Origin of the sequence: Cedecea davisae DSM 4568, from assembly GCF_000412335.2 — a bacterium.
Taxonomy (GTDB): Bacteria; Pseudomonadota; Gammaproteobacteria; order Enterobacterales; family Enterobacteriaceae; genus Cedecea; species Cedecea davisae.
In genome coordinates, this window is record NZ_KE161030.1 from 3,425,407 (window position 1) to 3,451,706 (window position 26,300).

Consider the following 26,300-nt stretch of genomic DNA (forward strand, 5'->3'; position numbering starts at 1 on the left):
CGTTGAGAGCCGGGGACAAGGGAGTGGCTTTTGGATTTAAATCGACATGGAATTTTAGTGTGGCTGCATATGAAGCAAACCGGAAGTGAACGGAATCCTTTCCGAACTGACATAGACGGCTGTAACCAGTAGAGATAACCTCTATAAGCTCGGCTATGTTCCCGACGATCGCCCTCTTTCATTCCCTCTCCCTCCGGGAGAGGGTTAGGGTGAGGGCCCGTAAGGGAAAAACTCAACCTTTCTGACGAACCCTGGCAATAAACTCCTCCACCGAATCCACCTGCCCGGCAATCAGAATCAGGAATTTACCCAGCTCTATTGCGTGGCTGATGCAGGCCAGACGGGTCGCTTCATCTTCAATGCTTTCAAGATCGCTAACGTGAGACAGGCCGACAGAGCGGCGGATAAGCTCGGTGCCGCAGAAACCTACCGCATCAATCCACACTTTTTGCAGGAATTGCTCGACGTAGCCTTCGGTTGCCAGCGCGGCGTCGCGGGTTTCACTGCGGGCCAGAACGGTGAAACGCTCTGTGAAGGTGAGCCACAGTTCCTGAATATCTTTCAGGCGCTGCTCGCGATGGCTTGCCGCATCGCGCGGGCCATAATGCCCCGGTAGCGCGCAGTAGTTCAGTAGCAGGTTGCCAACGGCGGTGCCGATGTCGAAACCAATCGGGCCAACGTATCCGAATTCGGCATCAATCGCCTTCAGGCTGCCTTCGGCGACAAAAATCGAGCCGCTGTGAATATCGCCGTGCAGCAGTGCCTCGGCGCTGGAGAAGAATTTATGTTTCAGCTGGGCTACCGCAAGCCTGAGATCGCGGTCGTTGCGCAGGGCCGCGACCTGCGGCTCCAGATCCGCCGGATAATTATTACGCTCATGAACCTGATACGGATCGTTGAAGAACAGATCCTCGGTAATCTCGCACATTTCCGGGTTAATAAAACGCCCTACCAGCGCTTTTTTCGCGTGCGGATGCAGGTAAAAGTCGGAGGTGTGGAACAGCGTTTTTGCGAGATAGTCGCCAAGCTGGCTCGCCGCCTGGGGGTAGTAAGCGCCCTTAACCAGCTCGCCGCGCCAGATACGATGGCTGGAGAGATCTTCCATCACCATCACCGCCAGCTCCGCGTCGTAATGCACCACGTTTACCGTGTGCTCCGGGCTGTGCCGATAGTGTTCAACCAGGGTCTGCGCTTCAATACGCGCCCGGTCGAGAGTCAGCGGCCAGGACTCGCCCACGCAGCGCACATACGGCAGCGCCTGCTTAACGATAATCCGGCTAACGCCCTGGGTATCAAAGATTTTAAAGACCAGGTTGAGGTTGCCGTCGCCCACTTCCTGCGCGTCCACCAGTTCTGAGGGCGAAGCCAGCCCGCCAAACTGTTGAGCGTATGCCACTGCATCTGCGGCGTTAAAAGTGCGGTATTGCGACATGGCGAGCCTCTCAGAAAATAAAATTAAACAAGACGTTTGGACGTCTATACATCTGGAAGCCATGTTGGCACAATATGCTGCAACAACGCAACATGGAATTAACACACATGCAGAATTTAAAAACCACCAGCCTTGAAGTGAAGGATAGCCAGCTCTGGATCCTCGACCAGCAGGCGCTGCCGCAGCAAAAAAACTGGCTGGCCGCCCACACTGTAGAGCAGCTGGTTGCCCATATTCATACCCTGAGCGTGCGCGGCGCGCCGCTTATCGGGCTGTCTGCCAGCCTGCTGTTGGCGCTGCTGGCGGAACAAGGTTTTTCCAAGCCGCAGCTTGCTGAAGCGCTGGAAACCCTCAGAGCCTCCCGCCCGACCGCCGTAAACCTGATGAACAACCTCGACCGCATGAAGCAGGCCCTGGCGCAGGACGACTTTGTTGCGGCGCTGGGTGAGGAAGCGCTGCGCCTGGTGGCGGAAGATAAAGTGCTGTGCGACAACATCGCTACCGCGGGCGCAACGCTTGTGAAGCCCGGCAGCCGCCTGCTGACCCACTGCAACACCGGCGGCCTGGCTACCGCAGGCGTGGGCACCGCGCTCGGCGTTATCCAGCGCGCCTTCAGCGAAGGCAATGTTGCCAATGTTTGGGTGGATGAGACTCGCCCGCTGTTACAGGGCGGCAGGCTTACTGCCTGGGAGCTTGGCGAGCTGGGTATTCCGTATCAGCTTATCTGCGACTCTATGGCTGCCAGCCTGATGGGGAAAAAACAGGTTGATGCTATTTGGGTGGGCGCGGACCGCATCGCGGCGAATGGCGACGTGGCAAATAAAATCGGCACCTACAGTCTGGCGGTGCTGGCGCATTACCACGGCATTCCGTTTTACGTTGCTGCCCCGCATACTACGCTGGACAGAAGCTGCCCGAACGGCGAAGCGATTCCCATCGAACAGCGTGCGGCAAGCGAAGTCACGGGCGTGACGGGAAGTTTTGGCAGCGTGCAGTGGGCGCCGGAAAATGCGACGGTTTATAACCCGGCGTTTGATGTCACTCCGGCTGAATTGATTAGCGGCTGGATTCTGGACACCGGCGTGGTGACGCCGGAACAGGTTCGGGATGGGGTATTTTTACCGCTGAAATAACCCCCCTCATCCTGACCTTCTCCCCAAAGGGGAGAAGGGATAAAAAATGCAGTAAACCTACCCTTTGCCCTCTCCCCAAAGGGGAGAAGGGATAAAAGTACGGCAGCCCCACTCTTTTCCCCCTCTCCCCTTTGGGGAGAGGGCCGGGGTGAGGGTCAAATCACAAACTACGGCAGGCGCGGGTAAGCATCCGCAATCGCATCACCGGTAAAGTGAGCCACCCAGCCTTCCGGGTTATCGAAAATGCGGATCGCAGTAAAGTGCGGCTCGGAACCCATATCAAACCAGTGCGGCGTACCGGCCGGAACGGAGATCAAATCGTTTTTCTCGCACAGGATCTGATAGACACGGCCATCCAGATGCAGGCAGAACAGTCCTGCGCCCTCAACAAAGAAACGTACTTCATCTTCGCCGTGGGTATGCTCGGAGAGGAATTTGGTGCGCAGCACGTCTTTTTGCGGGTTATCGGCACGCAGGCTGATAACATCCCAACTTTGATAGCCCTTCTCTTCCACCAGCTTATCGATAGCGTGCTGATAGGCGTTGATGACCGTTTCAGGCGTAGGGTTGGCTCCTAAATCCTGGTTAGCTTCCCAGCGCTCAAAACGCACGTCTTTAGCGTTTAGCTGCTCGCGAATTTGCTCCGCATCCGTGCTGTGCCATACCGGCTCCTTTGCTTCGGTATCGGTAAAAATGGTTAATGCGCTCATGAAGAAAACGACTCCGGATTAATGTGGTCGAAACGGTTGACCTGGCGATGGCTGCTGGCTTCGTCGGCCTCGCCGCGAATCAGCTGTACGGTATTCCAGCCCGCTTCCCGTGCGGCATCCAGCTCCTGGTGAATATCAGACAAGAACAGCAGCGCTTCGGGCGCAATGCCGGTCTGCTGCGCGATGTTGCGATAGGACTGCACTTCACGCTTGGCGCCGACATGGGTATCAAAGTATCCGCTAAACAAGCCGGTGATATCGCCGGCGTCGCTGTAGCCAAATAACAGCTTCTGCGCCGCCACCGAGCCGGACGAATAAACGTACAAATCAACACCCTGCTGCTTCCAGGCCTCCAGCGCGGGCAGAACGTCATCATAGAGATGGCCGGTGAAGTCACCATTCACGTAGCCATCCCGCCAGATTAAGCCCTGCAGCGCCTTCAGTGCGGTAGATTTACGATCTACATCCATGAAACTAAATAATGTCTCAATCAGCCGGTCAATATCCGCCTGCGGTTCATTAATTTCCGTCCGCAGGTCGTTGAGGATTTCGCTAATCTCGTTGTGGTGCTCGCGCACATACCCGGCCAGCCGCTCGCGGGCGTAGGGAAAAAGGATGTTATGCACGAAGCGGATGTCGCTGGTGGTGCCTTCAATATCGGTAACAATGGCGCGGATCATTCTCTCTCCAGCCGTTAGCTCGGCTTTATGTTGGCAACGAGTGTCATTATTATTTAGACGTCTAAGCGTCTTGATTGCTAAATCTTAACATCGTGTTATAGTCCCGGCAACACAGGGAAACACACGCATCACGTTTAAGGTCGTAGAATAATGAGCCACTCCCCTTTGATTCCAGAAAGCAAACTGCCGGCACTCGGCACCACTATCTTTAGTCAGATGAGCGCGCTGGCGCAGCAGCATAAGGCTATCAATCTTTCGCAGGGCTTCCCGGATTTTGACGGCCCGCGCTATTTACAGGAGCGCCTGGCGTATCACGTTAGCCAGGGCGCCAACCAGTACGCGCCGATGACCGGCGTGCAGGCGCTGCGCGAAGCCATTGCCGATAAAACTCAAAAACTATACGGCCACAAACCTGATGCCAACAGCGACATCACCGTTACCGCTGGCGCAACCGAAGCGCTTTACGCCGCGATAACCGCTCTGGTTCGCCCTGGCGACGAAGTTATCTGTTTTGATCCGAGTTACGACAGCTACGCCCCGGCCGTGACGCTTTCCGGCGGCGTACTCAAACGTATTGCGCTCCAGCCGCCGCACTTCCGCGTTGACTGGCAGGAGTTTGCGGCGCTGCTTAGCCCGCGTACTCGCCTGGTTATTCTTAACACACCGCATAACCCGTCCGCTACCGTGTGGCATAAAAGTGATTTTGCCGCGCTGTGGCAGGCCATTGAGCAGCATGAGGTTTATGTTCTCAGCGACGAGGTTTATGAGCATATTTGCTTCGATGAAGAAGGCCACGCCAGCGTGCTTGCTCATCCGCAGCTGCGCGAGCGCGCTATCGCCGTCTCTTCGTTCGGGAAAACCTTCCATATGACCGGCTGGAAGGTGGGTTATTGCGTGGCTCCGGCGGCGCTTAGCGCCGAGCTGCGCAAAGTGCACCAGTACCTGACGTTCGCAGTTAACACCCCGGCGCAGCTCGCCATTGCGGATATGCTGAACGCCGAGCCGGAGCACTATCAGGAATTGCCTGAGTTCTATCGCGCCCGCCGCGACCGCTTTATTGAAGCGTTAGCCGACAGCCGTTTTGAAATTCTGCCGTGCGAAGGCACCTACTTCCTGCTGGCGGACTACAGCGCAATCTCCGACCTGGATGACGTGAGTTTCTGCCAGTGGCTGACGAAGGAAGTGGGCGTGGCGGCAATCCCGCTTTCGGTATTCTGCGCGGACGCGTTCCCGCACAAGCTGATTCGCCTGTGCTTTGCCAAACAAGAAGCCACGCTTGATGCAGCGGCCGAGAGATTGTGCAGGGTTTGAGCCTGAATTCCCCGTCGCAGGACGGGGAAGATTAAAGCCCGAGAATTTCTTTGACGAACGGAATGGTGAGCTTGCGCTGGGCGGTGATTGAAGCGCGATCGAGCTGATCGAGCGTCATAAACAGAGTGCGCATTTCGCGGTCGAGGCGTTTAAGCAGAAAACGACCCACGTCTTCCGGCAGTTCAAAACCGCGCAGGCGGGCACGCAGCTGGAGCGCCTGTAATTTGTCGTTATCGGAAAGCGGCTGTAGCTTGTAGATTTGCCCCCAGTCGAGCCGCGAAGCCAGATCCGGTAATTGCAGATTTAACTGACGCGGAGGGCGATCGCCGGTGATCAGCAGGCGCGTTTTGCCGGACTCGAGAATGCGGTTATAAAGATTGAAGATCGCCATTTCCCACGGTTCATCCCCCGCCACGCATTCAATGTTATCGATGCACACCAGAGAAAGCTGTTCCATGCCGTCGAGCACTTCCGGTACGAACCAGGTGCGCTTATCCAGCGGCACATAGCCCACGGCTTCACCACGCTGGGAAAGCTCCGCGCACGCGGCATGAAGCAGATGGCTTCGCCCGCCGCCTTCGCGCGACCAGAAATAGATATACCCGCTGTGATCCTGACGGAGAACCGCTTGCAGCGCGGCTAACAAAGAAGGGTTGTCGCCCGGCCAGAAACTCGCAAAGGTTTCATCGTCGGGAAGATAGAGTGGCAGTGAGAGCTGTGCCGGCGTATTCAGAAGTACCTCAACCATAACAGGCAGAAAATCGCGATGAGTCTACCACAGTTTTGGGGGTGGATAGAACCGGGCGAGGATCCGCCCGGTTTTAAGAGGATTACGACTGGGCGTCGTTCTCTTTGGCGTCCAGAACAACTTCTTCCGGGCGCAGGATGCTAATCAGCTTGAAGATCAGGCTCAGGCCCACGCCAACGATAGTCGCCAGCGCCATGCCCTTCAGTTCGGCCGCGCCGATGTGAACTTTCGCGCCGCTCACGCCGATAATCAGGATAACTGAAGTCAGGATCAGGTTTTGCGCTTTGCTGTAATCCACTTTGGACTCGATCAGCACACGAATACCGGACGCGCCGATCACTCCGTAAAGCAGCAGGGAAACGCCGCCCATAACCGGCACCGGGATAATTTGGATAGCCGCCGCCAGCTTGCCCACGCAGGAAAGCAGAATCGCGATGATCGCCGCGCCGCCGATAACCCAGGTGGAGTAAACGCGGGTGATGGCCATTACGCCGATGTTCTCGCCGTAGGTAGTGTTTGGCGTGGAGCCGAAGAAGCCGGAGAAAATGGTCGAGATGCCGTTAGCAAACATCGAGCGGTGCAGGCCCGGGTCGCGGATCAGGTCTTTTTTAACGATGTTGGCAGTCACCACCAGGTGGCCAACGTGCTCGGCAATCACCACCAGCGCGGCAGGCAGGATGGTGAAGATAGCGAACCATTCAAAACGCGGCGTGTAGAAGGTTGGCAGCGCGAACCAGTGCGCTTCGCGAATTGGCGTAACATCAACCACGCCCATCGCGAAGGAGAGCGCGTAGCCCGCCAGTACGCCGATAAGGATCGGGATAATCGCCATAAAGCCGCGGAACAGCACCGAGCCGAATACCGTTACCGCCAGCGTCACCAGCGAAATGATAATGGTGGTGGAATCAGGCGAGCTGCCTTCGGCCGGTAACAGGCCAGCCATGTTGGCTGCTACGCCAGCCAGCTCCAGACCGATGACGGCAACAATCGCGCCCATTGCCGCAGGCGGGAACATCACGTCCAGCCAGCCGGTGCCGGCTTTTTTCACAATCAGCGCCACGATGCAGAACAGCACGCCGCACATAATAAAGCCGCCCAGCGCCACTTCATAACCCAGCGGCAACAGCAGCAGCACGGGAGAGATAAACGCGAAGCTTGAGCCCAGGTAAGCCGGGATTTTACCTTTACAGATAAACAGATACAGCAGCGTGCCGAGGCCGTTAAACAGCAGCACCGTGGCCGGGTTAATGTGGAACAGAATCGGCACCAGGACCGTTGCGCCGAACATGGCAAACAGATGCTGAAGACTTAACGGAATCGTTTGCAATAAAGGTGGTCTTTCACTGACCCCGATAGCACGGCGTGTCATGTTGGTTTTCCTCTGAGTATGATTTTAGACGTACGGTGTTTGCTGAAATCAAAAAAAAGCCGACTTTCGAAGTCGGCTGCTTTTATTATTTAGTACCAAATATCTTGTCGCCCGCGTCGCCGAGGCCGGGAATAATGTACCCGTGCTCGTTCAGCCCCTGGTCGATAGAAGCGGTGAACAGCTCCACGTCCGGGTGGGCTTTTTCCAGCGCCGCGATGCCTTCCGGCGCGGCAACCAGAACCAGTACTTTAATGCTGGTGCAGCCCGCTTTTTTCAGCAGGTCGATAGTGGCAATCATGGAACCGCCGGTCGCCAGCATCGGGTCAACCACCAGCGCCATGCGCTCTTCTATATTAGAAACCAGCTTCTGGAAGTAAGGAACCGGCTGCAGGGTCTCTTCGTCACGGTAAACGCCCACCACGCTGATACGCGCGCTTGGTACGTTTTCCAGCACCCCTTCCATCATGCCAAGACCGGCACGCAGGATTGGCACTACGGTAATTTTCTTACCTTTGATCTGGTCGATTTCCACCGGGCCGTTCCAGCCTTCGATGGTGACCTTCTCGGTTTCCAGATCCGCAGTGGCTTCGTAAGTCAGCAGGCTGCCAACTTCTGAGGCGAGTTCACGAAAGCGCTTGGTGCTGATGTCTTGCTCACGCATCAGGCCCAGCTTGTGTTTGACGAGTGGGTGTTTCACTTCCACGATCTTCATACTCTTTCTCCCCCGAGATAGTTGGCTACCACAAAAAAAATCGCCGGATTATACCGCTTTTTTGCCGCTGCGCTACAGCTAATGGGATGATCGAGATCAACCGGACTGGAATGAGTCTATCTCAGGAATTCTTTTCTTGCCGATGATAAGAGGCTCGCAAACGTTTGCCTGCACTGTTAGAATTGCCGCGTTTTTTATTTTATGCCACCCGTGGGGAACGAGCAGTGACCGATAAAACCTCTCTCAGCTATAAAGATGCCGGTGTAGATATTGATGCTGGTAACGCTCTGGTCGACAGAATTAAAGGCGTAGTGAAAAAGACCCGCCGCCCGGAAGTGATGGGTGGACTGGGCGGTTTCGGTGCGCTGTGCGCGTTGCCTCAAAAATATCGCGAACCGGTTCTGGTTTCCGGCACCGACGGTGTGGGCACCAAGCTGCGTCTGGCAATGGATTTAAAGCGTCACGACGCTATCGGCATCGACCTTGTGGCGATGTGTGTTAACGACCTGGTGGTTCAGGGCGCCGAGCCGCTGTTCTTCCTCGACTACTACGCTACCGGCAAGCTGGACGTGGATACCGCCGCCAGCGTTATCACCGGCATCGCCGAGGGCTGCTTACAGTCTGGCTGCTCGCTGGTAGGCGGCGAAACTGCCGAAATGCCAGGCATGTACCACGGTGAGGATTACGACGTCGCCGGGTTCTGCGTAGGCGTGGTTGAGAAGTCTGAAATCATCGACGGCTCCAAAGTGGCCGACGGCGACGTGCTGATTGCTCTGGGTTCAAGCGGCCCGCACTCTAACGGCTACTCGCTGGTGCGCAAAGTGCTGGAAGTCAGCGGTACCGATCCTCTGGCGACAGAGCTGGAAGGTAAACCGCTGGCGGACCACCTGCTGGAGCCTACCCGTATTTACGTGAAAAACATTCTTGAGCTGATTGAGCAGGTAGACGTGCACGCCATCGCCCATCTCACCGGCGGCGGTTTCTGGGAAAACATTCCGCGCGTGCTGCCGGACAATACTCAGGCCGTTATCACCGAATCCTCCTGGCAGTGGCCGGCGGTATTCAGCTGGTTACAGCAGGCCGGAAACATCAGCCGTCACGAGATGTACCGCACCTTTAACTGCGGCGTGGGCATGCTTATTGCGCTGCCTGCCGCCGAAGCGGATAAAGCGGTTGAGTTGATGCAGGCCAAAGGTGAAAAGGCGTGGAAAATCGGTATTATCAAAGCATCTGATTCCGAAGAGCGCGTGGTCATCGAGTAATGAAACACATCGTGGTGCTGATTTCCGGCAACGGAAGTAACCTGCAGGCCATTATTGACGCCTGCAAGCAGAAGAAGATAAACGGCACCATCAGCGCGGTGTTCAGTAACAAGGCCGAAGCCTTCGGCCTTGAACGCGCCCGCGAAGCCGGCATTGCTGCCCATGCTCTGGCGGCCAGCGAGTTCGCCAGTCGCGAAGCGTTCGACCGCCAGTTGATGCAGGAAATAGACGCTTACGCACCGGACGTTGTGGTGCTGGCGGGCTATATGCGCATTCTTAGCCCGGCTTTTGTGGCTCGCTACAGCGGCCGCCTGCTCAACATCCACCCTTCACTGCTGCCGAAATACCCCGGCCTGCATACGCACCGCCAGGTGCTGGAAAACGGCGATGAAGAGCACGGCACGTCGGTGCACTTTGTTACCGATGAGCTGGACGGCGGGCCGGTTATTTTGCAGGCCAAGGTGCCGGTGTTTGAGGGCGATGACGAAGATGATGTTACCGCCCGCGTTCAGCACCAGGAGCACGCTATCTACCCTCTGGTCGTCAGCTGGTTCCTTGAAGACCGCCTGAAAATGCGCCACAACGCTGCCTGGCTGGACGGCGTACAGCTGCCCCCGCAGGGATACGCAGCAGAATAATGACGGTAAAAAGGGCTTCGGCCCTTTTTTTGTATTTATCTCTCATAAAGTTGTCATGGTCAGATGAGAGACTTTCATCTGCATAGTTGGACATTCTCCGCTAAAGCTCGCCATAATAACTGACGTGACGGTGACGGCATTGCCACGTCCACGAAAACGGAGTGTGAGGACTAATGGGTCAGGATAAGCTGTATATCGAAAAAGAACTGAGCTGGTTGTCTTTTAACGAACGCGTTCTGCAGGAAGCGGCGGACAAGCTCAACCCGTTGATTGAAAGGATGCGTTTTCTCGGCATCTATTCCAATAACCTCGATGAATTCTATAAAGTCCGCTTCGCTGAACTGAAACGGCGTATTTTGATCAGTGAAGAACAAGGTTCTCCCTCCAACCAGCGCCACCTGCTGAACAAGATCCAGTCCCGGGTGCTGAAAGCCGACCAGGAGTTCGACGGCCTGTACAATGATTTGCTGCTGGAGATGGCACGCAATCAAATCTTCCTGATTAACGAGCGCCAGCTTTCAGAAAACCAGCAAAGCTGGCTACGCAGCTACTTCAAACACCAGCTTCGCCCGCACATCACGCCGATTCTGATTAACCGCGACACCGACCTGGTGCAGTTCCTGAAGGACGATTACACCTATCTGGCGGTGGAGATTATTCGCGGCGACACCCTTCGCTATGCGCTGCTGGAAATTCCGTCGGACAAAGTCCCGCGCTTCGTGAACCTGCCGCCGGAAGCACCGCGCCGCCGCAAGCCGATGATCCTGCTGGATAACATCCTGCGCTATTGCCTCGACGATATCTTTAAAGGCTTCTTCGACTACGATGCGCTCAACGCCTACTCGATGAAGATGACGCGCGACGCCGAGTACGACCTGGTCACCGAGATGGAGTCCAGCCTGCTGGAGCTGATGTCTTCGAGCCTGAAGCAGCGCCTGACCGCCGAGCCGGTGCGTTTCGTTTACCAGCGCGACATGCCGGATGCGATGGTTGAAATGCTGCGCGATAAGCTGACCATTTCAAACTACGACTCGATTATCCCCGGCGGCCGTTACCACAACTTTAAAGACTTTATTGGCTTCCCGAACGTCGGCAAAGCTAACCTGGTGAACAAGCCGCTGCCGCGCCTGCGCCACATCGGGTTCGATAAATTCCGCAACGGGTTCGACGCAATTCGTGAACGCGACGTGCTGCTTTATTACCCGTACCACACGTTTGAACACGTCCTCGAACTGCTGCGTCAGGCTTCGTTCGACCCAAGCGTGCTGGCGATTAAAATCAACATTTACCGCGTGGCGAAAGACTCGCGCATTATTGATTCGATGATCCACGCCGCACATAACGGCAAGAAAGTGACCGTGGTCGTTGAGCTACAGGCGCGTTTTGACGAAGAGGCCAACATCCATTGGGCCAAGCGCCTGACTGCCGCCGGAGTACACGTTATCTTCTCCGCGCCGGGGCTGAAAATTCACGCCAAGCTGTTCCTTATCTCGCGTATGGAAGGTGAAGAGATCGTGCGTTATGCGCACATCGGCACCGGCAACTTTAACGAGAAAACCGCGCGGCTTTATACCGACTACTCGCTGTTAACCGCCGATGCGCGCATTACCAATGAAGTGCGTCGGGTATTTAACTTTATCGAAAACCCTTATCGCCCGGTGACCTTCGATTATCTGCTGGTTTCGCCGCAAAACTCGCGTCGCCTGCTGTATGATTTGGTTGACCGTGAGATAGCTAACGCCCAGAAAGGTCAGCCGGCGGGAATAACGCTGAAGCTGAACAACCTGGTCGATAAAGGACTGGTTGACCGGCTGTATGCGGCGTCCAGTTCCGGCGTGAAGGTAAACCTGCTGGTGCGCGGCATGTGTTCTCTGATTCCAGAACTGGAAGGCATCAGCGATAATATCCGCGTGATAAGCATCGTTGACCGTTATCTCGAGCACGACCGGGTGTATATCTTTGAAAATGGCGGCGACAAAAAAGTATTCCTGTCTTCCGCCGACTGGATGACCCGTAACATCGATTATCGTATTGAAGTAGCCGTCCCGGTCCTCGATCCGCGTCTTAAGCAGCGTATGCTTGATATCATTGATATCCAGCTAAATGACACTGTAAAAGCGCGCATCATCGACAAAGAACTGAGTAATCGCTATGTGCCGCGCGGCAACCGCCGTAAGGTGCGTTCTCAATTAGCGATCTACGATTATATTAAATCTCTGGAACAACCTGACTAACGCTCTCAGGCGAAGATAAATTATGCCGATATCAAACCATGCTCCACGGCCGCAGGAGTTCGCTGCGGTCGACCTCGGCTCGAACAGTTTCCACATGGTAATAGCCCGTGTGGTGGATGGCGCCATGCAAATCATTGGCCGCCTGAAACAACGCGTGCACCTCGCGGACGGCCTCGGCCCTGATAATAAGTTAAGTGAGGAGGCCATGGAGCGTGGGCTTTCCTGTCTGGCGCTGTTTGCCGAACGTCTGCAGGGATTTGCAGCCGACAACGTGTGCATTGTGGGCACCCACTCGCTGCGCGAGGCCACCAATGCCGCCGAGTTTCTGAAACGTGCTGAGAAAGTTATCCCCTACCCGATTGAAATCATTCCCGGGAACGAGGAAGCGCGCCTGATTTTTATGGGCGTGGAACACACTCAGCCGGAGCGCGGCCGCAAGCTGGTTATTGATATCGGCGGCGGCTCTACCGAGCTGGTTATCGGCGAAGATTTTGAGCCAATGCTGGTCGAAAGCCGCCGTATGGGCTGCGTCAGCTTTGCGCAAAACTTCTTCCCGGGCGGCGCTATCAGCCCGGAAAGCTTTAAGCGCGCGCGTCTGGCGGCCATCCAGAAGCTGGAAACCCTCTCCTGGCAGTATCGCCTGCAAGGGTGGAAAGTGGCGCTTGGCGCGTCCGGCTCGATTAAAGCCGCTCATGAAGTGCTTATCGAGATGGGTGAAAAAGACGGGATGATCACCCCGGAACGCCTGGAGATGCTGCAACAGGAAGTGCTGAAGTTTAAAACCTTCGACTCGCTAAGCCTGCCGGGACTCTCCGAAGAGCGTAAAGCGGTGTTTGTGCCGGGGCTGGCGATTTTATGCGGCGTGTTTGACGCGCTGGCTATCCGCGAGCTGCGTCTTTCAGACGGCGCGCTGCGCGAAGGCGTGCTGTACGAAATGGAAGGCCGCTTCCGCCACCAGGATATCCGTATTCGCACCGCGCAAAGCCTGGCGGAGCAGTACCACATCGACAGCGACCAGGCCCGCCGGGTGCTTGAAACCGTCGAACTGCTTTACCAGCAGTGGGAAACGCAGAACAAGAAGCTGGCTAACCCGCAGATGACCGCCCTGCTGAAATGGGCCGCGATGCTGCACGAGGTTGGGTTGAGCATCAACCACAGCGGCATGCACCGCCACTCGGCCTATATTCTGCAAAACAGCAACCTGCCCGGCTTCAACCAGGAGCAGCAGATGCTGATGGCTTCCCTGGTTCGCTATCACCGCAAGGCGATTAAGCTTGACGATTTGCCGCGCTTTACGCTGTTTAAAAAGAAACAGTTCCTGCCGCTAATCCAGGTTATCCGTCTTGCCACGCTGCTCAATAACCAGCGCCAGGCAACGACCACGCCGCCAACGCTGGTGCTGGAAACTGACGACAACCACTGGACGCTGCGCTTCCCGCACGACTGGTTTAGCCAGAACACGCTGGTGCAGCTCGACCTGGAGCGTGAGCAGCAGTACTGGGAAAGCATGACCGGATGGAAGCTCATTATTGAAGAAGAGGCCGCTCCGGCCCTCTCCGCCTGATAATTACTCCAGCCCCTTCGCGCCAGACGGTGCGGAGGGCGCTGCTTCTTCCACCAGGCTTTCCAGCGTCTGTGGGCGGCCAATTAAATAGCCCTGAACGTAATCAATGCCCATCGCCCGCACCGCCTCTTTAAGCTCCTCGGTTTCGACGTACTCGGCCACCACCTGCATCTTCTTCATTCGCGCCAGCTGGCATATCGAACTGACCACCTGATAGTCGAGGCTGCTGGTCAAAATATTGCGGATAAAGCTACCGTCAATTTTCAGGATACCGGCGCTCAGCTCCTTGAGGCGCGCATAGCTTGCGTAGCCGGTGCCGAAGTCGTCTATAGCCACCCGGCAGCCCATTCTTTGCAGCATTTTTAGCGTCAGGTTCGCCTGCTCGAGGTTGGTTAACGAGTGGCTTTCGGTTATCTCAAACACCAATTGCCACGGCTCAATTTGGTACTTCGTCAGCAGATGCTGGATTTCTGTAGGCAGTTGAGCCTGGCAAACCGAAGCCGGAGTCAAGTTAATGGCAAGCCTGCAGCCCGGCAGGCTTGACCGATGCAGGTCCATAAACTGCAATGCAGAGTTAAGCACCCACTGGTCAATGCGCGATGAAAGGCCAAATTCGTGGGCAACCGGCAGGAACAGATCCGGGGAAAGCAGCTCGCCTTTATCCCCACGCATTCTCAACAACACTTCGTGATAGACATCGCCGCGCAGCCCTTCGATGCGCTGAGCCATCAGTACAAAGAGATTGTTATCCAGCGCGCTTTGCAGCCGGTTCATCATCTCCACTTTGCGCTTCACCGCATTCTGCACATGGTTCGAACCTTTTTGTTGCAGGCTTTCAGGGTGCTGGGTGGAGAGCGAAAGCCCCGCCATCGTGCTGAGCTCGCCGAGCAGCAGGTAGAGATGGGACACCGGATGGCGCACAAAGCAATAGCTAAGGCCGACCTGTGGCTGAAGCGGCATACCATCCCAGATAAAGCGGAACCGCTTTACATGCTCATAAATGGACTCGATTTTATCCTGATGAGACTCATAGTTGAGCCGCAGGGCAAGATCGTGCCCGGAAAGGTTATAAACCTTCTCGCCCGGCGCCAGTTCGTTGCGCAGAAACTCAGCCAACTGCTGCTTATACTGAATGCGCAGCAGCACGCCATAATTGCGCCCAAGCAGCTCCAGTTCGGGGATAGAGATAAGGCCCAGCGCCGACCACGGGTAATTCCCAAGGTCGCGACACAGGGCGCGCAGGTTCGGCATTTGCATCATCGGGTCAATAAAGGCAACTCGCCGGGCTTTATGATGCAAAAAACGCTGGCGAGTAGTCACCGCAGCCATCAAATAAATAGTGATGGAGAAGACCGCATAGCAGGATGAGGCTATAGCCAGATGCAGCTGGAACCCCATATCTGGCGGGAGATAATTATGGAACCCGCTGCACAGAATAATCAGGACAATTGTCCAGATATTGGTAATAAACAGGAAGCCAAAGCGCATCGCACCCCACAACATAACCGGCAGGATCAGCGTCAGGGTATAGTCGGTATTAAATATCGTTTTGCTTTGGCTAATAGGGAACAGCAGCAGCCAAATAAGCAGGCTGACGGCCGCCACCCAAAGCACTGTTTCGCTCCGGGTAACGCCCTTTTGCCGCTGAGCCATCATTCGTGACCAGAAACTTTTGATAAATCGCGGGTTAACAATCATCCGCAAAATAAAATAGAAGAACGGCAGCCCGGTTAATCCCCCGACTAATACAGCCTGAAAATTAATTAATGTTCTTGCGCTCCACGGCGTGGCTGAAAGAACGGAAAATGCCGTGTCATACCAGCCTAAAAATAACCCAAACTCATAAAGTACGAGAAACAGAGAAGCATTAACCAGCACCAGCCAAAACATACGCTGAGCGGTAAATTGCAGCGTGCCAAAGGCTACCGAACTGCGCCGTGGCACAAAATAGAGGTAGCAGCGCCAGCTAATCACTATCGGCACCAAAAAATGTAATACCGCCAGCAGCGCTATCCAGCTTCCCTGAGAAGGGAAGTAGCGAATTATTAGCGCAAGGATAATGCCGGGAAATGCCGCACGCCCAAACAGCACGACAAATGCGGTCAGCAGCGGCAATGACATATACAGCAGGAACACCCGCGCACCGTCCATCACCGTTTGCGCGTTGAATGTTGCGGCCAGGGGCAGCAGCAGGCTCGGTAGAATTAAGGGCAACGCCCACCATTTATTTTTCGTTTTGTTATACCAGGTCGCTAATTGCATACTTCTTCGCCAGAATTCCTGTTCCTCTTCGGGTCTCTCCCCGGAGATCCAACCCGGGATGTTATTGCCATATTGCTACGGCGCGGAGAGCAAATTTTAGTTAGCTAACATCAATGATAATTGATGCATATCAGTATCGAACACTCGAACAACGCGTGAAGGAAAAATTTGAACTAAAGCCCCATCAGCTTAGCTTACAATAGCGCCTGCCAATGCCCATTAACTGCCCGGAATTTAGCGGTTGACCTACTTTTACGCGCTGAAGAATTGACCTCGCTTGCTCAGTGTGACTAAATAACCGCGTCGCCCGCAGTTGCCGGGCCAATCCTAAGGACCCTTGCGTGACACAGGTTACGACTATGCAAAGACGAAACCGTTTTAATAATCGCATGACCCGCATCATTCTGCTCATCAGTTTTCTGTTCTTTTTTGGTCGCTTTATTTATTCCTCTATTGGCGCCTGGTATCACCATCAGGATAAAAAAGTAGAGGCACAGCAAAGCAGCCAGCAGGTTGATAGCGCTAACCGCTAGTTGTTACCCCCTCCCTTTGCGGCACATGCCCGGCAAAAGATACCCGACGCTCAGTTGTTCAAAAATGCTTATTCCGGCGACCGACGGCCCCATCGGCTTGACCTAAGGTTAACTTGAGGTCGTAAAGTTGCGCCATTGAAAACAGCAACATGAGCGATTTATGAAAAATATTGATGTCGGCTTCACCCACGTCGCCTTTATGGTGAAAGATCTTGATAAGAGCATCGATTTTTACCTCCGCTACACCGCAATGGAGGTTATCCACCAGCGCGAGCCAGACCTGCCGGACGCACGTAAAGTCGCCTGGCTGAGCGACCGTACCCGCCCCTTTGCGCTGGTACTGGTTCAGGCGGATAACCACACCGACACACCGCTCGGCGGATTTGGCCACCTGGGCGTAGCCTGCGCCACCCAACAAGAGATTGACCAGAAAACCGAAATGGCGAGAGCCGAAGGTGTCCTGCGCAGAGAGCCTGAACAGCTCGGCGACCCGGTTGGCTATTTTGTTTTCTTCGCCGACCCAGACGGCAACACGCTCGAACTCTCTTACGGCCAGCGCGTGGGCATTGAGTCTATGTAGTCTATTCAGGGCGGTAACTGTACCGCCCAAATCCTGCTCTTTTAGCCGCCCAACTTCGGCCGCTGAACGCCCTTCTCGCTAAATCATTTTCTGTTCTAAGCATAGCAATTTATATTCCTACCAGCTTTAGCGGCGACGATTTACTCTCTGCCAAATTAATCGGCAAATTGGCATCAGTGGTTGGCTAAATGAGTGGAAGATCCTCAGTTTATTTAAATGAAGAGCAGCGGGAATTCGTGCATAAATTGCAGCGCTCCTGGCTATGGCGCACGGAGCTGCCGACCTGGCTGCTGATTATTACTATTTATGGCGGCTGGTTTGCCACGGTAGCCTGGTGGAAAACCCTCGGTTTATTCCCGGCCACGCTGCTGCTCATCTGGTTCAGCACCTGGTACATGTCATTGCAGCACGAGCTGCTGCACGGCCATCCGACTCGTTTCAAACGGCTGAACCAGCTGTTTGGGCTGCTGCCGTTTTCTATCTGGTATCCTTACGGCACCTACCGCGACCTGCATCTCAAGCATCACCAGGATGAGGATTTAACCGTGCCGGAAACCGACCCGGAGAGTTATTACTTTACCCGCCGCCGCTGGCAGCACTTTAGCGGCGTTCAGCGCCTGCTTGTACGCCTGCGCAACACCTTCCCCGGCCGCCTGTTATTAACGCCGATACTCACCATGCGCTGGACGGTGCTCAATATCCTGGAGTCATTTCGCAGCGGCAACCGCCCGGCCATCGCCATGTGGGTAGTACACCTGGTTCTGCTAGTTCCGGTACTCGGCTGGCTGGTACAGCACGATTTCTCGGTCATCTATTATCTGCTGGCCGTCACCTGGCCCATGCTGGCGATGACCAAAGTTCGCTCCTTCTTCGAACACCGCGCCGCTGAAGACCCGGAAGCGCGCACCGTAATTAACGAAGCCGGGATGTTCTGGAGACTGCTGTTCCTGAATCTCAATTATCATTCGGTACACCACGACCTGCCGCGCGTGCCGTGGTACGGCCTGCCGACGGTTTACCGCGCCTATAAAGAGGAATACCTGAAACGTAACCAGGGCTTCTTTGTGAACGGCTACGGCGAACTGATGCGCGAGCACCTGATTAAACCGATCAAGGTTGAAATTAACCCGTTCTTCCCGGACGGACGCCTGGCGCAGGACACTTTGCAGCAGGATAAAGCCCATGAGTAAGCTGATTTCCCTGCCGATGTACGATGTGCATCACCCGGATACCGAAGCGTTGCTGGGTGCATTGCGCCAGCTACTGAACGAGGAGGGGCTGGAAGGCAGCAAGCTGCTCTATAGCGAGCCTGAAGATCGCCTTGCCCACTGGCAGAAGCCGGAGCTACTGCTAAGCCAGACCTGCGGCTACCCGCTGCGCGCTCTGCTCCCGGATGTTCAGGTCGTTGGCACGTTTCATTACCGCGCTACGGGCTGCGACGGCTTCAACTACAGCAGTCTGCTGGTCGTTCGGGAGGCTGACGTCGACAAAACGCTTCAGGACTTCCGCAACAAGCGGGTGATTTGCAACAGCGAAGACTCGCAGTCCGGCTATCACACGCTGCGTAGCCTGGTGGCTCCGCTACAAAAGGATGGGCGATTCTTCTCAGAGATTACGTTTAGCGGCAGCCACCGGCAGTCTATGGCCGAAGTGAAAGCCGGTGCGGGGGATATCGCAGCTATTGACGCAGTAACGTGGGCGTTGGTCAGCCAGCACGAACCAGAACGAGTTCAGGGTCTTGCCGTCATCGGCACGACATCAAGGGTTCCTGGCCTGCCGATGATAACTTCGGCGCAGACTTCCGCGGAGGATTTGGCTGCGTTACGCCGGGCGCTGAAGCGGCTGGTGAGCGAGCCAGAATGGCGTGAGATCCGCGAAGCGCTGCTGATTACAGACTTTAGCGTGACCCATCGCGATGACTATCAGCCTATTAGCGATGCCGCGCAGAAGGCTGCCGCGAGTGGATTAGTGACGCTTTAGGTTATTTATTTTTACCCCGCCCTCACCCCGGCCCTCTCCCGGAGGGAGAGGGGGTATTCAAGAATCCTTCTATTCTTGTCCTCTCTCCCTCCGGGAGAGGATGTATTCGTAGAATCGCTTATTTTTGTCCCCTCTCCCCTTTGGGGAGAGGATGTATTCGAAGTATCTCTTATTTTTGTCCCCTCTCCCCCTTGGGGAGAGGGCCAGGGTGAGGGGCAAATCTATCATCCACTTTTGAACTGATTCACCACCGGCGGCAATCCCAGCTTCTCACGCAGCGTTCCCGGGCGGTAGGCCTGCTGCATCACGCCGCTTTTCTTCAGGAGTGGTGCAACCTGGTCGATAAAGTTATCAAAATCTACCGGCAGGAACGGGAACATCAGGTTATAGCCGTCAACCGCTCCGGCGTGGAATGCCTCGCTTAGCGTGGCGGCAACTTCTTCCGCCGTGCCGATCACCAGCCAGCTGTCCGAGCTTTGAAGCAGCAATCTTCCCAGTTCCAGCACCGTCAGCTTCGGATCGTAGCCTTTGATTATCTGCAAAGCGGTTCGCAACCCGTCGAAGCCGTTCTCTTCCGGCAGCGGCGGCAGCGGGGAATGCGGATCGTACTCGCTGAGATCCATCCTCAGGTAAGTCCCCAACAGATCCAACGCCATGCCGTCGTTCATCAGTTGCTGAATAAGCTGCTGCCGCTGTTCTTTTTCTTCCGGGCTATTCACCACCACCGGCAACACGCCGCCGAGGATCTTGAAGTGCTCCGGAGAACGCCCCAGCTCGCGCAGCCGCCTGTCCATATCCGCGCGGTACGCCAGGCCCTTCTCAATATTGCTCATAAAGACAAAGTGGATATCTGCCTGGGCGGCAGCCAGCTGCTTGCCGGACTCGGAAGACCCCGCCTGCACCACAATCGGGTGACCCTGGGGCGGGCGCGGCACGTTAAGCGGCCCGCGTACCTTAAAGAATTTGCCTTCGTGGTTCAGGGGATGTACACGCTCGGGGTTCGCAAAATAGCCGGTCTGCTTGTCTATCAACACCGCATCATCTTCCCAGGAATCCCACAGTTTGCGCACCACGTCGATAAACTCGGCCGCACGCTCGTAGCGCCTGCCGTGCTCCGGCAGCGTGTCCAGGCCATAGTTAGCGGCCTCTTCCGGCAGCCAGGACGTGACGACGTTCCAGCTGGCACGCCCCTCGCTCAGAAAGTCCAGCGAGGCAAAATAGCGCGCCAGGTTATACGGCTCGGTATAGGAAGTTGAGGCGGTAGCCATCAGGCCGATGTTTTCGGTCGTGGCCGCCAGCGCTGCCAGCAACGTAATCGGCTCCAGGCGCGGGTTGGCATAATGCGGGATGCCGCTCGGCACCGTATCCCAGATGGCTACGTGATCGGCAATAAAAATATTGTCGAGCGTTGCGGCCTCGGCTTTACGCGCCAGCTCGGCGTAATACTTCAGGCTGTAAATTTCTTTGCCGGGAGCCTCCGGGTGCCGCCATGAAAAGCGGTAGTCGCCCTGAGGGTTAAAGAAGAACAGGTTAAAAATGGCGGTAGCTTGTGACATGTCGGGATACTCGTAGTGAAATGGCCCTCCCTGGCCGGGGACTCTTTATTTAGCGGCCAGTTTTTCTTTTACCCACTGGTCGGCAACTTTAGCCGGATCTTTATGATCGACATCCACCAGCTTGTTCAGCTGGATTAAATCTTTGGTGGTTAACTTAGCGGAGATGTTATTAAGAATTTCTTCGACCTTCGGCGAAACGGAGCCTTTATGAATCAGCGGCACCAGGTTTTGAGCAGGCTGTTCGTGCTTGTCATCTTCCAGCACAACCCATTTTTCCTTCAGCAGGTCGCCCTGGGTAGAAACCAGCGTGGCGACGTCAATCTTGCCGGAATTCAGCGCCAGGCGGCTCAGCGGGCCACCGATATCCAACGACTTGAAGGATTTGAATTTAATGCCGTACACGCGCTCCAGGCCCGGCAGGCCGAGGGCGCGAGTGGCGACTTCTGGCGGGCCGCCAACCACCAGCTCAGGTGCGACTTTCGCCAGATCGGACAGCGTTTTCAGATTATATTTTTTAGCCGTTTCTTCACGCACGCCCCACGCGGTAATAGACGCGGCCGGAGAAGGATTCAGCAGCACCAGGTCAGCTGGCAGCGCCTGCTTCAGCTCGTCCGAAACTTCCTGCTCGGTGGTCGCCTTGCTGCCGCCGTGATAGTAGTTAAGCAACGCGCCAAGGTATTCCGGCACCACGTCCAGCTCGCCGGTTTTCAGTGCCGGAATAATGATTTCGCGGTTGCCGAGGTTCAGGCGGGTTTTCACATCTATGCCCTGGTGCTTCAGCGCGCTGGCGTAGATATTGGCCAGTACCGTTTGCTCAGAGTAGTTCGCCCCGCCGATGGTGACGGTTTCCGCATGAGCGGCGAAGCCTGCGCTTGCCAGCCCCGCGGCCAGTAAAGTAACCCGGAAGCCCCTGCCTGCTGTGGATAACCAGTTTTTTATCATCATAACCCTTCTCTCTTTTATGTTGTGTTGTGCGCAGGTCTTAGCCTGCCGTTGGCACTGCAAAATTGAACCAGCGCTTCGCCGCCTGCGACATCAGCAGTTCACAGCCAATCGCCAGCAGCGAGATAACAACCGAACCAGCGATAACCTGGGGATAATCACGCTGGCCCAGGCCATCGATAAGAAAGCGCCCTAAGCCATCCAGCCCGGCATAGGCCGCCACCACCGCAGTGGCGATAAGCTGCAATAGCGAGGTACGGATCCCGGCAAAGATCAGCGGCATCGCCAGCGGAATGCGCACTTTCAGCAGGCTTTGCAGCGGCGTCATGCCCATAGCTTTGGCGGCATCGCACAGCGTTTGATCCGCATGGCTAATGCCGACGTAGGTATTGGTCAGCATCGGCGGGATAGCCAGCGCCACCAGGGCGATAAACACCGGCACATCGTTAAAACCGAGCAGCATGATGCACAGCAAAATAATCCCCAGCGAAGGGAACGCCTGGCCGATGTTAAACAGGTTGATCGCCAGGAAGCCGCCGCGCCGCCAGTAGCCGAACAGGATGCCGAGCGGCTGGGCGATGAGCGCCCCAATAACGAGGCTAATCAGCACGTAATAAAGATGCTCCGCGAAGCGATGCCAGATGCCCAGATCGCCGCTCCAGTGGTCGGCCTGCAGGAACCACAGCCAGGTCTCATGGAGAATATTCATCAGCGCGTCCACCCGGTCAGGCTGTACCCAAGGCGGGTTATCAGCAGGTCAAGAAACAGCGACAGCACCAGGCTCAGCGCCAGGCTGACGAGGATCGGCGTCAAAAAGTTTTGGTTAAACCCGAGGATCATCAGCTGCCCCAGCCCGCCCTGGCCGATAAGCGCGGTAACGATAACCAGCCCCACCAGCGTAACCGAAGCAATACGCAGCCCGGCAAACAGCGCGGGCAGGATCAGAAACAGTTCAACTTCAATAAAGCGGCCAAAGCGCGTATAGCCGAGCGCCCTTCCGGATTCCAGCACGTCCGCAGGCAGCTTCTGCATACCCGCCAGCACGTTACGCAGCAGGATCAGCAGGGAATAGAGCGTAAGGCCAATTACCGCCGTGGTAATCGACAGCCCGGTCCACGGCAGCAGCAAAATAAAAAGCGCCAGCGAAGGGATGGTAAACAGCACGCCGCTCAGCGAGATCAGCGGTCCGGCAAGCGCGGGCCAGGCAATGGAAAGCAGCAGCATAATCGCGGTCAGCACCGTGCCCATCGCCAGCGACAGCAGCACCATCTGCAAATGTTGCAGCATCAGCTCGCCGATCATGTCCAGATTGTCGGTCACCCATTGCCAGTCAATCATTGCGGTGCAGCTCCTGGTGGCGGTTAAGCGCGTCGCTCAGAACGCCGCTATCGATAGCGCCCGCGTAGTGGCCTTCCGCCGTCACGCGCACCAGCACGCCCTGCGGCACGTCCAGCAATGTGCTGTAAACATGGCGCAGCGACTGCCCTTCTTCGGCAATACGCACCGCCGCCTGCTGCCCGTTTTCCTGCCAGTGCAGCGGCCGTTTTTCAGCGTCCAGCACCAAAGCTCGCTGCTGGCCGAGTAGCGGATGCTCGCCGGATAGCGGCACGCCATCGTGAGTGAGAACCGGCACGTCGTGGCGCGGCAGGTCGCCGACCCTCATCATACCGAGGCGTTTGAGGTTCGGTTCCGGGCCGATGAAGTCGCGCACAAAGTCGCTGGCGGGCCAGGAGAGAATATTGTCCGGGGTATCAAACTGAGCCAGATGCCCGCCCTCGCGGAAGATAGCGATGCGGTCGCCGAGCCGAATGGCTTCGTTGATGTCGTGAGTCACCAGAATAATGGTTTTGTGCAGCCGGGCCTGAAGCTCCAGCAGGTCGCCCTGCAACTTGTCCCGCACCACCGGGTCGATGGCGGCAAAAGGCTCGTCCATCAGCAAAATTGGCGGGTCCGCCGCCAGCGCGCGGGCAATAGAGACGCGGCTTTGCTGCCCGCCGGAAAGCTGGTGCGGGTAACGCTTGAGCACTAAAGGATTGAGCGACATCAGCGCCACCAGCTCGTCAATGCGCCGGGCAATCGCACGTTTGTCCCAGCCCAGCAGGCGCGGCACGGTGGCAATGTTTTCCGCTACGGTACGATGGGGGAACAGCGCCGGGCTTTGCATCACAAAGCCAATCTTGCGGCGAATCTGAATAATGTCGGCGCTGGAGAGCGGCTGACCCTGGATATAGACCTCGCCGCTGTCCGGAATGTCCAGCCGGTTAATCATCCTCAGGGTGGTGGTTTTCCCGCAGCCGCTGGGGCCAACGAAGGTGCAAAACTCCCCTTCGTTAATCGTCATATTCAGCGAATTGATTGCGTGCTGCACATTGCCCGGATAGATCTTATTGATGTTTTCTAGTTGAATCATGATGCTTCTGAACTTCCTCATACCGCGCAATCGAAGCCTGACGGGCTTATACGTTTCAGCACACTTCGGGGCAGTATTGCAGAGTCAAATGCGTTCACAAATTCAACATGATGCTAAGAATTGCCGGAAAATAACTATCAGCAATCATCGGGTTATTTCTTATAAAAACAACAAATAAGGTAGCTATTTAAAAGCCATTTCTCCCGCTACTATCGGGAATACACGCCAAAGCGATGATCAACAGGGAGAAGCCGCTATGCCACAGATTTATGCTCGCCCATTAACGGCGGGAGACACGATCGCCGTGTTTTCCCCCTCATCGGCGGCTACCGCGTTTGCCCCGCAGCGCTACCAAAGGGCAAAAGCGTTTATTGAGTCGCAAGGATTTTTTCTGCAGGAAGGCAGCCTGACGGGCAAAAAGGATTTCTGGCGTTCAGGCTCCATTCGCGAGCGGGCGGATGAGTTTAATGCCCTTTTACACGACCCCAACGTGCGCTGCATTATCTCGGCCATCGGCGGCTTAAACAGCAACTCGCTGCTGCCTTATATCGACTACGCACAGCTGATGAAAGATCCCAAAATTATCATCGGCTATTCGGACGTGACCGCCCTGCTGGCGGGTATCTATCAGAAAATTGGGCTGATTACCTTTTATGGCCCGGCGGTGGTGGCTTCTTTTGGCGAGTTCCCTCCGCTGGTAGAGCAAACCTTTGAGCATTTTCTCAATATCCTCAGCAAGCCGCAGGCGCTTCCGTACACGCTGAGCCAGCCCGCTGAATGGACCGAGGAGATGCTCGACTGGGAAACGCAGCCCCGGGCGAAGACCCTGCGGCCAGGCAGTTGGTGCTTCGAGGGTGAAGGCAAGGTAGAAGGCCGCGTAATTGGCGGCAACCTGAATACGCTTTACGGCATCTGGGGCAGCGAATACATGCCCGATATCAACCGGGGCGATATTCTGTTTATTGAAGACAGCCTGCTCAACACGGCGGAGCTGGAGCGGGAGTTTTCGCACCTTTTACTGTGCGGCGTGTTCGACCGGGTGGCCGCTATTATCCTCGGCAGACACGAGCTGTTTGACGACCAGGGCAGCGGAAAAACGCCGCTGCAGATCCTGAGGGAAGTGCTGAACGACCGCGAGATCCCCATCGTCTCTGATTTTGACTGCTGCCACACGCACCCAATGCTGACGCTCCCACTCGGCGTGCGGATGCGCATCGACTTCGACAGCCGGGAGATATCGCTGACCAGTAAGTGGCTGGAAGCCGCTCAATAATCGAAAGCCAGCATGCCCGAGCGCCAGACGCTGGTAGTACGGATCAGCGCCTTATCGCGCAGGAAGTTAATCAGCGTGGCGATCACTTTGTCATGGCGTAGCTCAGGGCGCGTAACGATGAACAGGTGGCGGCGCAGAGGCTGGGGCAAATCCAGAATGCGCATATTCTCCGGCACCGGCAGCACGGAAAGCCACGGCATAATGGAGAAGCCCAGCCCCTGGTTCACCAGCCCGACTATGCCGCTATCGCTGGCAAGTTTATGAACAACCTCGTTACGCAGCCCCATTTCGCGGCAGCGTTCAACAGCGGGATTTAACGTATTTGCGCTGGGTTGAATAAACGGCAGCTTTTCCAGCTGATGCCAGTTAAAGGGCTGTTGTAACCGAAAACTGCGCGGCAGCATAAGCACATACGGGTCGCTGATGTACGGCACGCCGTGCAGTGAGTCCGGGTAGCCCTGGATGGTAATGCCGATGTCCGCCCGCCCGGACACAACCGCGTCGTTGAGGTGATGGTATTCCGTCGCGCTGTCATCAATATCCAGATGGATATCGGGCAAGGCCGTGGCGAGCGCTTCAAAGTACGGCGGCAGCAGGTTGGCCGTCGCGCTGCGAAAACAGGCCACGCGTACACGCCCGGCGAGCTGCGGCGCTTCCGCCGCCGTCTGCTCAATGCCGTCCAGCAGCTGCATGATTTTTTTCGCATCTTTGAGGATCTGCGCGCAGGCGGCAGTTGGGGCACAGCCGCTGCGCGAGCGGTGCAACAGACGCACGTTCAGGTGTTGTTCCAGCTCGGCAATGGCATGGCTGATGCGCGACTGAGTACAGCCCAATGCTGCGGCTGCGGCGCTAAAACCATTGTTTTCAACTACGGCTATCAGCATTTCCAGCTGATTCAGCTTTATTCCGGCCATATTTTCAGTCAGTTATTGGAAGAGGCATGCTTCGACAAATCGAATTTCTTCATAGAT

General features: G+C 55.9%; 24 protein-coding genes. 11 read left to right on the plus strand and 13 right to left on the minus strand.

Annotated elements, in window-relative coordinates; translation table 11 throughout:
* Nucleotides 1-232: 232 nt before the first annotated feature.
* Nucleotides 233-1,432, minus strand: a complete 1,200-nt coding sequence (mtnK, locus tag HMPREF0201_RS15510; RefSeq protein WP_016537692.1) for an S-methyl-5-thioribose kinase — start codon at nt 1,430-1,432, stop codon at nt 233-235.
* A 107-nt stretch (nt 1,433-1,539) separates the two neighbouring features.
* On the opposite strand from mtnK, the gene mtnA reads away from it, so the two are divergent.
* On the plus strand, nt 1,540-2,565 hold the full coding sequence (mtnA, locus tag HMPREF0201_RS15515) for an S-methyl-5-thioribose-1-phosphate isomerase (protein ID WP_039898601.1): 1,026 nt from the start codon (nt 1,540-1,542) through the stop codon (nt 2,563-2,565).
* A 167-nt stretch (nt 2,566-2,732) separates the two neighbouring features.
* Here the strand turns inward: mtnA and HMPREF0201_RS15520 are convergent, their stop codons facing one another.
* Together HMPREF0201_RS15520 and mtnC are read right to left on the minus strand one after the other, a co-directional pair.
* Nucleotides 2,733-3,275: a 1,2-dihydroxy-3-keto-5-methylthiopentene dioxygenase gene (locus tag HMPREF0201_RS15520; RefSeq protein WP_016537694.1), complete on the minus strand. Its 543-nt coding sequence runs from the start codon at nt 3,273-3,275 to the stop codon at nt 2,733-2,735.
* Complete coding sequence (gene mtnC / locus HMPREF0201_RS15525; RefSeq protein ID WP_016537695.1) at nt 3,272-3,955, minus strand: acireductone synthase; 684 nt, start codon at nt 3,953-3,955, stop codon at nt 3,272-3,274. The genes HMPREF0201_RS15520 and mtnC overlap by 4 nt, the downstream gene beginning before the upstream one ends.
* A 150-nt stretch (nt 3,956-4,105) precedes the next feature.
* On the opposite strand from mtnC, the gene HMPREF0201_RS15530 reads away from it, so the two are divergent.
* Complete coding sequence (locus tag HMPREF0201_RS15530; protein WP_016537696.1) at nt 4,106-5,266, plus strand: pyridoxal phosphate-dependent aminotransferase; 1,161 nt, start codon at nt 4,106-4,108, stop codon at nt 5,264-5,266.
* A gap of 31 nt (nt 5,267-5,297) precedes the next feature.
* Here the strand turns inward: HMPREF0201_RS15530 and HMPREF0201_RS15535 are convergent, their stop codons facing one another.
* The 3 genes from HMPREF0201_RS15535 to upp form a co-directional block, all read right to left on the minus strand.
* Nucleotides 5,298-5,999 (minus strand): DnaA inactivator Hda, encoded by a 702-nt coding sequence (locus HMPREF0201_RS15535; RefSeq protein WP_216845789.1) that lies wholly within the window; start codon nt 5,997-5,999, stop codon nt 5,298-5,300.
* Between the two features lie 97 nt (nt 6,000-6,096).
* The gene (gene uraA / locus HMPREF0201_RS15540) at nt 6,097-7,383 is read right to left on the minus strand and encodes a uracil permease (protein WP_039898604.1); all 1,287 of its coding nucleotides are present in this window, start codon (nt 7,381-7,383) and stop codon (nt 6,097-6,099) included.
* Nucleotides 7,384-7,468: 85 nt separating this feature from the next.
* On the minus strand, nt 7,469-8,095 hold the full coding sequence (upp, locus tag HMPREF0201_RS15545) for a uracil phosphoribosyltransferase (RefSeq protein ID WP_016537699.1): 627 nt from the start codon (nt 8,093-8,095) through the stop codon (nt 7,469-7,471).
* A gap of 224 nt (nt 8,096-8,319) precedes the next feature.
* On the opposite strand from upp, the gene purM reads away from it, so the two are divergent.
* The 4 genes from purM (at nt 8,320) to ppx (ending at nt 13,793) form a co-directional block, all read left to right on the plus strand.
* Nucleotides 8,320-9,357, plus strand: coding sequence for a phosphoribosylformylglycinamidine cyclo-ligase (gene purM, locus HMPREF0201_RS15550; RefSeq protein ID WP_016537700.1), 1,038 nt, complete (start codon nt 8,320-8,322; stop codon nt 9,355-9,357).
* A complete protein-coding gene (purN, locus tag HMPREF0201_RS15555) occupies nt 9,357-9,995 on the plus strand; it encodes a phosphoribosylglycinamide formyltransferase (RefSeq protein ID WP_016537701.1) in 639 nt (212 codons plus the stop codon). The genes purM and purN overlap by 1 nt, the downstream gene beginning before the upstream one ends.
* Before the next feature lie 173 nt (nt 9,996-10,168).
* The gene (gene ppk1, locus HMPREF0201_RS15560; protein WP_016537702.1) at nt 10,169-12,229 is read left to right on the plus strand and encodes a polyphosphate kinase 1; all 2,061 of its coding nucleotides are present in this window, start codon (nt 10,169-10,171) and stop codon (nt 12,227-12,229) included.
* A gap of 22 nt (nt 12,230-12,251) precedes the next feature.
* Complete coding sequence (gene ppx / locus HMPREF0201_RS15565) at nt 12,252-13,793, plus strand: exopolyphosphatase (protein WP_016537703.1); 1,542 nt, start codon at nt 12,252-12,254, stop codon at nt 13,791-13,793.
* Nucleotides 13,794-13,796: 3 nt separating this feature from the next.
* Here ppx and HMPREF0201_RS15570 read toward each other — a convergent pair whose 3' ends face one another.
* On the minus strand, nt 13,797-16,055 hold the full coding sequence (locus HMPREF0201_RS15570) for a sensor domain-containing phosphodiesterase (protein ID WP_016537704.1): 2,259 nt from the start codon (nt 16,053-16,055) through the stop codon (nt 13,797-13,799).
* Between the two features lie 341 nt (nt 16,056-16,396).
* Here HMPREF0201_RS15570 and HMPREF0201_RS22630 point away from each other — a divergent pair, with 341 nt between their 5' ends.
* From HMPREF0201_RS22630 to HMPREF0201_RS15585, 4 genes are all read left to right on the plus strand, one after another.
* Nucleotides 16,397-16,588 (plus strand): YfgG family protein, encoded by a 192-nt coding sequence (locus HMPREF0201_RS22630; protein ID WP_071704107.1) that lies wholly within the window; start codon nt 16,397-16,399, stop codon nt 16,586-16,588.
* A gap of 160 nt (nt 16,589-16,748) precedes the next feature.
* Nucleotides 16,749-17,168 (plus strand): VOC family protein, encoded by a 420-nt coding sequence (locus tag HMPREF0201_RS15575; protein WP_016537706.1) that lies wholly within the window; start codon nt 16,749-16,751, stop codon nt 17,166-17,168.
* 188 nt (nt 17,169-17,356) lie between these two features.
* The gene (locus HMPREF0201_RS15580) at nt 17,357-18,358 is read left to right on the plus strand and encodes a fatty acid desaturase (protein ID WP_016537707.1); all 1,002 of its coding nucleotides are present in this window, start codon (nt 17,357-17,359) and stop codon (nt 18,356-18,358) included.
* Complete coding sequence (locus HMPREF0201_RS15585; RefSeq protein ID WP_016537708.1) at nt 18,351-19,148, plus strand: phosphate/phosphite/phosphonate ABC transporter substrate-binding protein; 798 nt, start codon at nt 18,351-18,353, stop codon at nt 19,146-19,148. Before HMPREF0201_RS15580 ends, HMPREF0201_RS15585 begins: the two co-directional genes overlap by 8 nt.
* Nucleotides 19,149-19,372: 224 nt before the next feature.
* Here HMPREF0201_RS15585 and HMPREF0201_RS15590 read toward each other — a convergent pair whose 3' ends face one another.
* From HMPREF0201_RS15590 to HMPREF0201_RS15610, 5 genes are read right to left on the minus strand one after another with little or no spacing between them, the layout of a single operon-like run.
* A complete protein-coding gene (locus HMPREF0201_RS15590) occupies nt 19,373-20,704 on the minus strand; it encodes an NtaA/DmoA family FMN-dependent monooxygenase (RefSeq protein WP_016537710.1) in 1,332 nt (443 codons plus the stop codon).
* Nucleotides 20,705-20,749: 45 nt separating this feature from the next.
* On the minus strand, nt 20,750-21,649 hold the full coding sequence (locus HMPREF0201_RS15595; RefSeq protein WP_016537711.1) for an ABC transporter substrate-binding protein: 900 nt from the start codon (nt 21,647-21,649) through the stop codon (nt 20,750-20,752).
* Between the two features lie 37 nt (nt 21,650-21,686).
* Nucleotides 21,687-22,355 (minus strand): ABC transporter permease, encoded by a 669-nt coding sequence (locus HMPREF0201_RS15600; protein ID WP_016537712.1) that lies wholly within the window; start codon nt 22,353-22,355, stop codon nt 21,687-21,689.
* A complete protein-coding gene (locus HMPREF0201_RS15605; protein ID WP_016537713.1) occupies nt 22,355-22,984 on the minus strand; it encodes an ABC transporter permease in 630 nt (209 codons plus the stop codon). The genes HMPREF0201_RS15600 and HMPREF0201_RS15605 overlap by 1 nt, the downstream gene beginning before the upstream one ends.
* The gene (locus tag HMPREF0201_RS15610) at nt 22,977-24,056 is read right to left on the minus strand and encodes an ABC transporter ATP-binding protein (protein ID WP_039898610.1); all 1,080 of its coding nucleotides are present in this window, start codon (nt 24,054-24,056) and stop codon (nt 22,977-22,979) included. Before HMPREF0201_RS15610 ends, HMPREF0201_RS15605 begins: the two co-directional genes overlap by 8 nt.
* 256 nt (nt 24,057-24,312) lie before the next feature.
* Between HMPREF0201_RS15610 and HMPREF0201_RS15615 the strand changes: the two genes are divergently transcribed.
* On the plus strand, nt 24,313-25,329 hold the full coding sequence (locus HMPREF0201_RS15615) for a S66 family peptidase (RefSeq protein WP_016537715.1): 1,017 nt from the start codon (nt 24,313-24,315) through the stop codon (nt 25,327-25,329).
* Here the strand turns inward: HMPREF0201_RS15615 and HMPREF0201_RS15620 are convergent.
* Nucleotides 25,323-26,243: a LysR family transcriptional regulator gene (locus tag HMPREF0201_RS15620; protein ID WP_016537716.1), complete on the minus strand. Its 921-nt coding sequence runs from the start codon at nt 26,241-26,243 to the stop codon at nt 25,323-25,325. The genes HMPREF0201_RS15615 and HMPREF0201_RS15620 overlap by 7 nt on opposite strands.
* Between the last annotated feature and the right edge of the window lie 57 nt (nt 26,244-26,300).

Excerpts from the sequence above, each read along its gene's own strand:
- HMPREF0201_RS15590 (WP_016537710.1), bottom strand. The coding sequence starts at position 20,704 with ATGTCACAAGCTACCGCCATTTTTAACCTGTTCTTCTTTAACCCTCAG.
- HMPREF0201_RS15575 (WP_016537706.1), top strand. The coding sequence starts at position 16,749 with ATGAAAAATATTGATGTCGGCTTCACCCACGTCGCCTTTATGGTGAAA.
- HMPREF0201_RS15570 (WP_016537704.1), bottom strand. The coding sequence starts at position 16,055 with ATGCAATTAGCGACCTGGTATAACAAAACGAAAAATAAATGGTGGGCG.
- upp (WP_016537699.1), bottom strand. The coding sequence starts at position 8,095 with ATGAAGATCGTGGAAGTGAAACACCCACTCGTCAAACACAAGCTGGGC.
- HMPREF0201_RS15595 (WP_016537711.1), bottom strand. The coding sequence starts at position 21,649 with ATGATGATAAAAAACTGGTTATCCACAGCAGGCAGGGGCTTCCGGGTT.
- HMPREF0201_RS15620 (WP_016537716.1), bottom strand. The coding sequence starts at position 26,243 with ATGGCCGGAATAAAGCTGAATCAGCTGGAAATGCTGATAGCCGTAGTT.
- HMPREF0201_RS15520 (WP_016537694.1), bottom strand. The coding sequence starts at position 3,275 with ATGAGCGCATTAACCATTTTTACCGATACCGAAGCAAAGGAGCCGGTA.
- HMPREF0201_RS15600 (WP_016537712.1), bottom strand. The coding sequence starts at position 22,355 with ATGAATATTCTCCATGAGACCTGGCTGTGGTTCCTGCAGGCCGACCAC.
- HMPREF0201_RS15610 (WP_039898610.1), bottom strand. The coding sequence starts at position 24,056 with ATGATTCAACTAGAAAACATCAATAAGATCTATCCGGGCAATGTGCAG.
- ppx (WP_016537703.1), top strand. The coding sequence starts at position 12,252 with ATGCCGATATCAAACCATGCTCCACGGCCGCAGGAGTTCGCTGCGGTC.
- HMPREF0201_RS15530 (WP_016537696.1), top strand. The coding sequence starts at position 4,106 with ATGAGCCACTCCCCTTTGATTCCAGAAAGCAAACTGCCGGCACTCGGC.
- mtnK (WP_016537692.1), bottom strand. The coding sequence starts at position 1,432 with ATGTCGCAATACCGCACTTTTAACGCCGCAGATGCAGTGGCATACGCT.
- HMPREF0201_RS15585 (WP_016537708.1), top strand. The coding sequence starts at position 18,351 with ATGAGTAAGCTGATTTCCCTGCCGATGTACGATGTGCATCACCCGGAT.
- ppk1 (WP_016537702.1), top strand. The coding sequence starts at position 10,169 with ATGGGTCAGGATAAGCTGTATATCGAAAAAGAACTGAGCTGGTTGTCT.
- HMPREF0201_RS15605 (WP_016537713.1), bottom strand. The coding sequence starts at position 22,984 with ATGATTGACTGGCAATGGGTGACCGACAATCTGGACATGATCGGCGAG.
- HMPREF0201_RS15580 (WP_016537707.1), top strand. The coding sequence starts at position 17,357 with ATGAGTGGAAGATCCTCAGTTTATTTAAATGAAGAGCAGCGGGAATTC.
- purN (WP_016537701.1), top strand. The coding sequence starts at position 9,357 with ATGAAACACATCGTGGTGCTGATTTCCGGCAACGGAAGTAACCTGCAG.
- HMPREF0201_RS15615 (WP_016537715.1), top strand. The coding sequence starts at position 24,313 with ATGCCACAGATTTATGCTCGCCCATTAACGGCGGGAGACACGATCGCC.
- mtnA (WP_039898601.1), top strand. The coding sequence starts at position 1,540 with ATGCAGAATTTAAAAACCACCAGCCTTGAAGTGAAGGATAGCCAGCTC.
- uraA (WP_039898604.1), bottom strand. The coding sequence starts at position 7,383 with ATGACACGCCGTGCTATCGGGGTCAGTGAAAGACCACCTTTATTGCAA.
- mtnC (WP_016537695.1), bottom strand. The coding sequence starts at position 3,955 with ATGATCCGCGCCATTGTTACCGATATTGAAGGCACCACCAGCGACATC.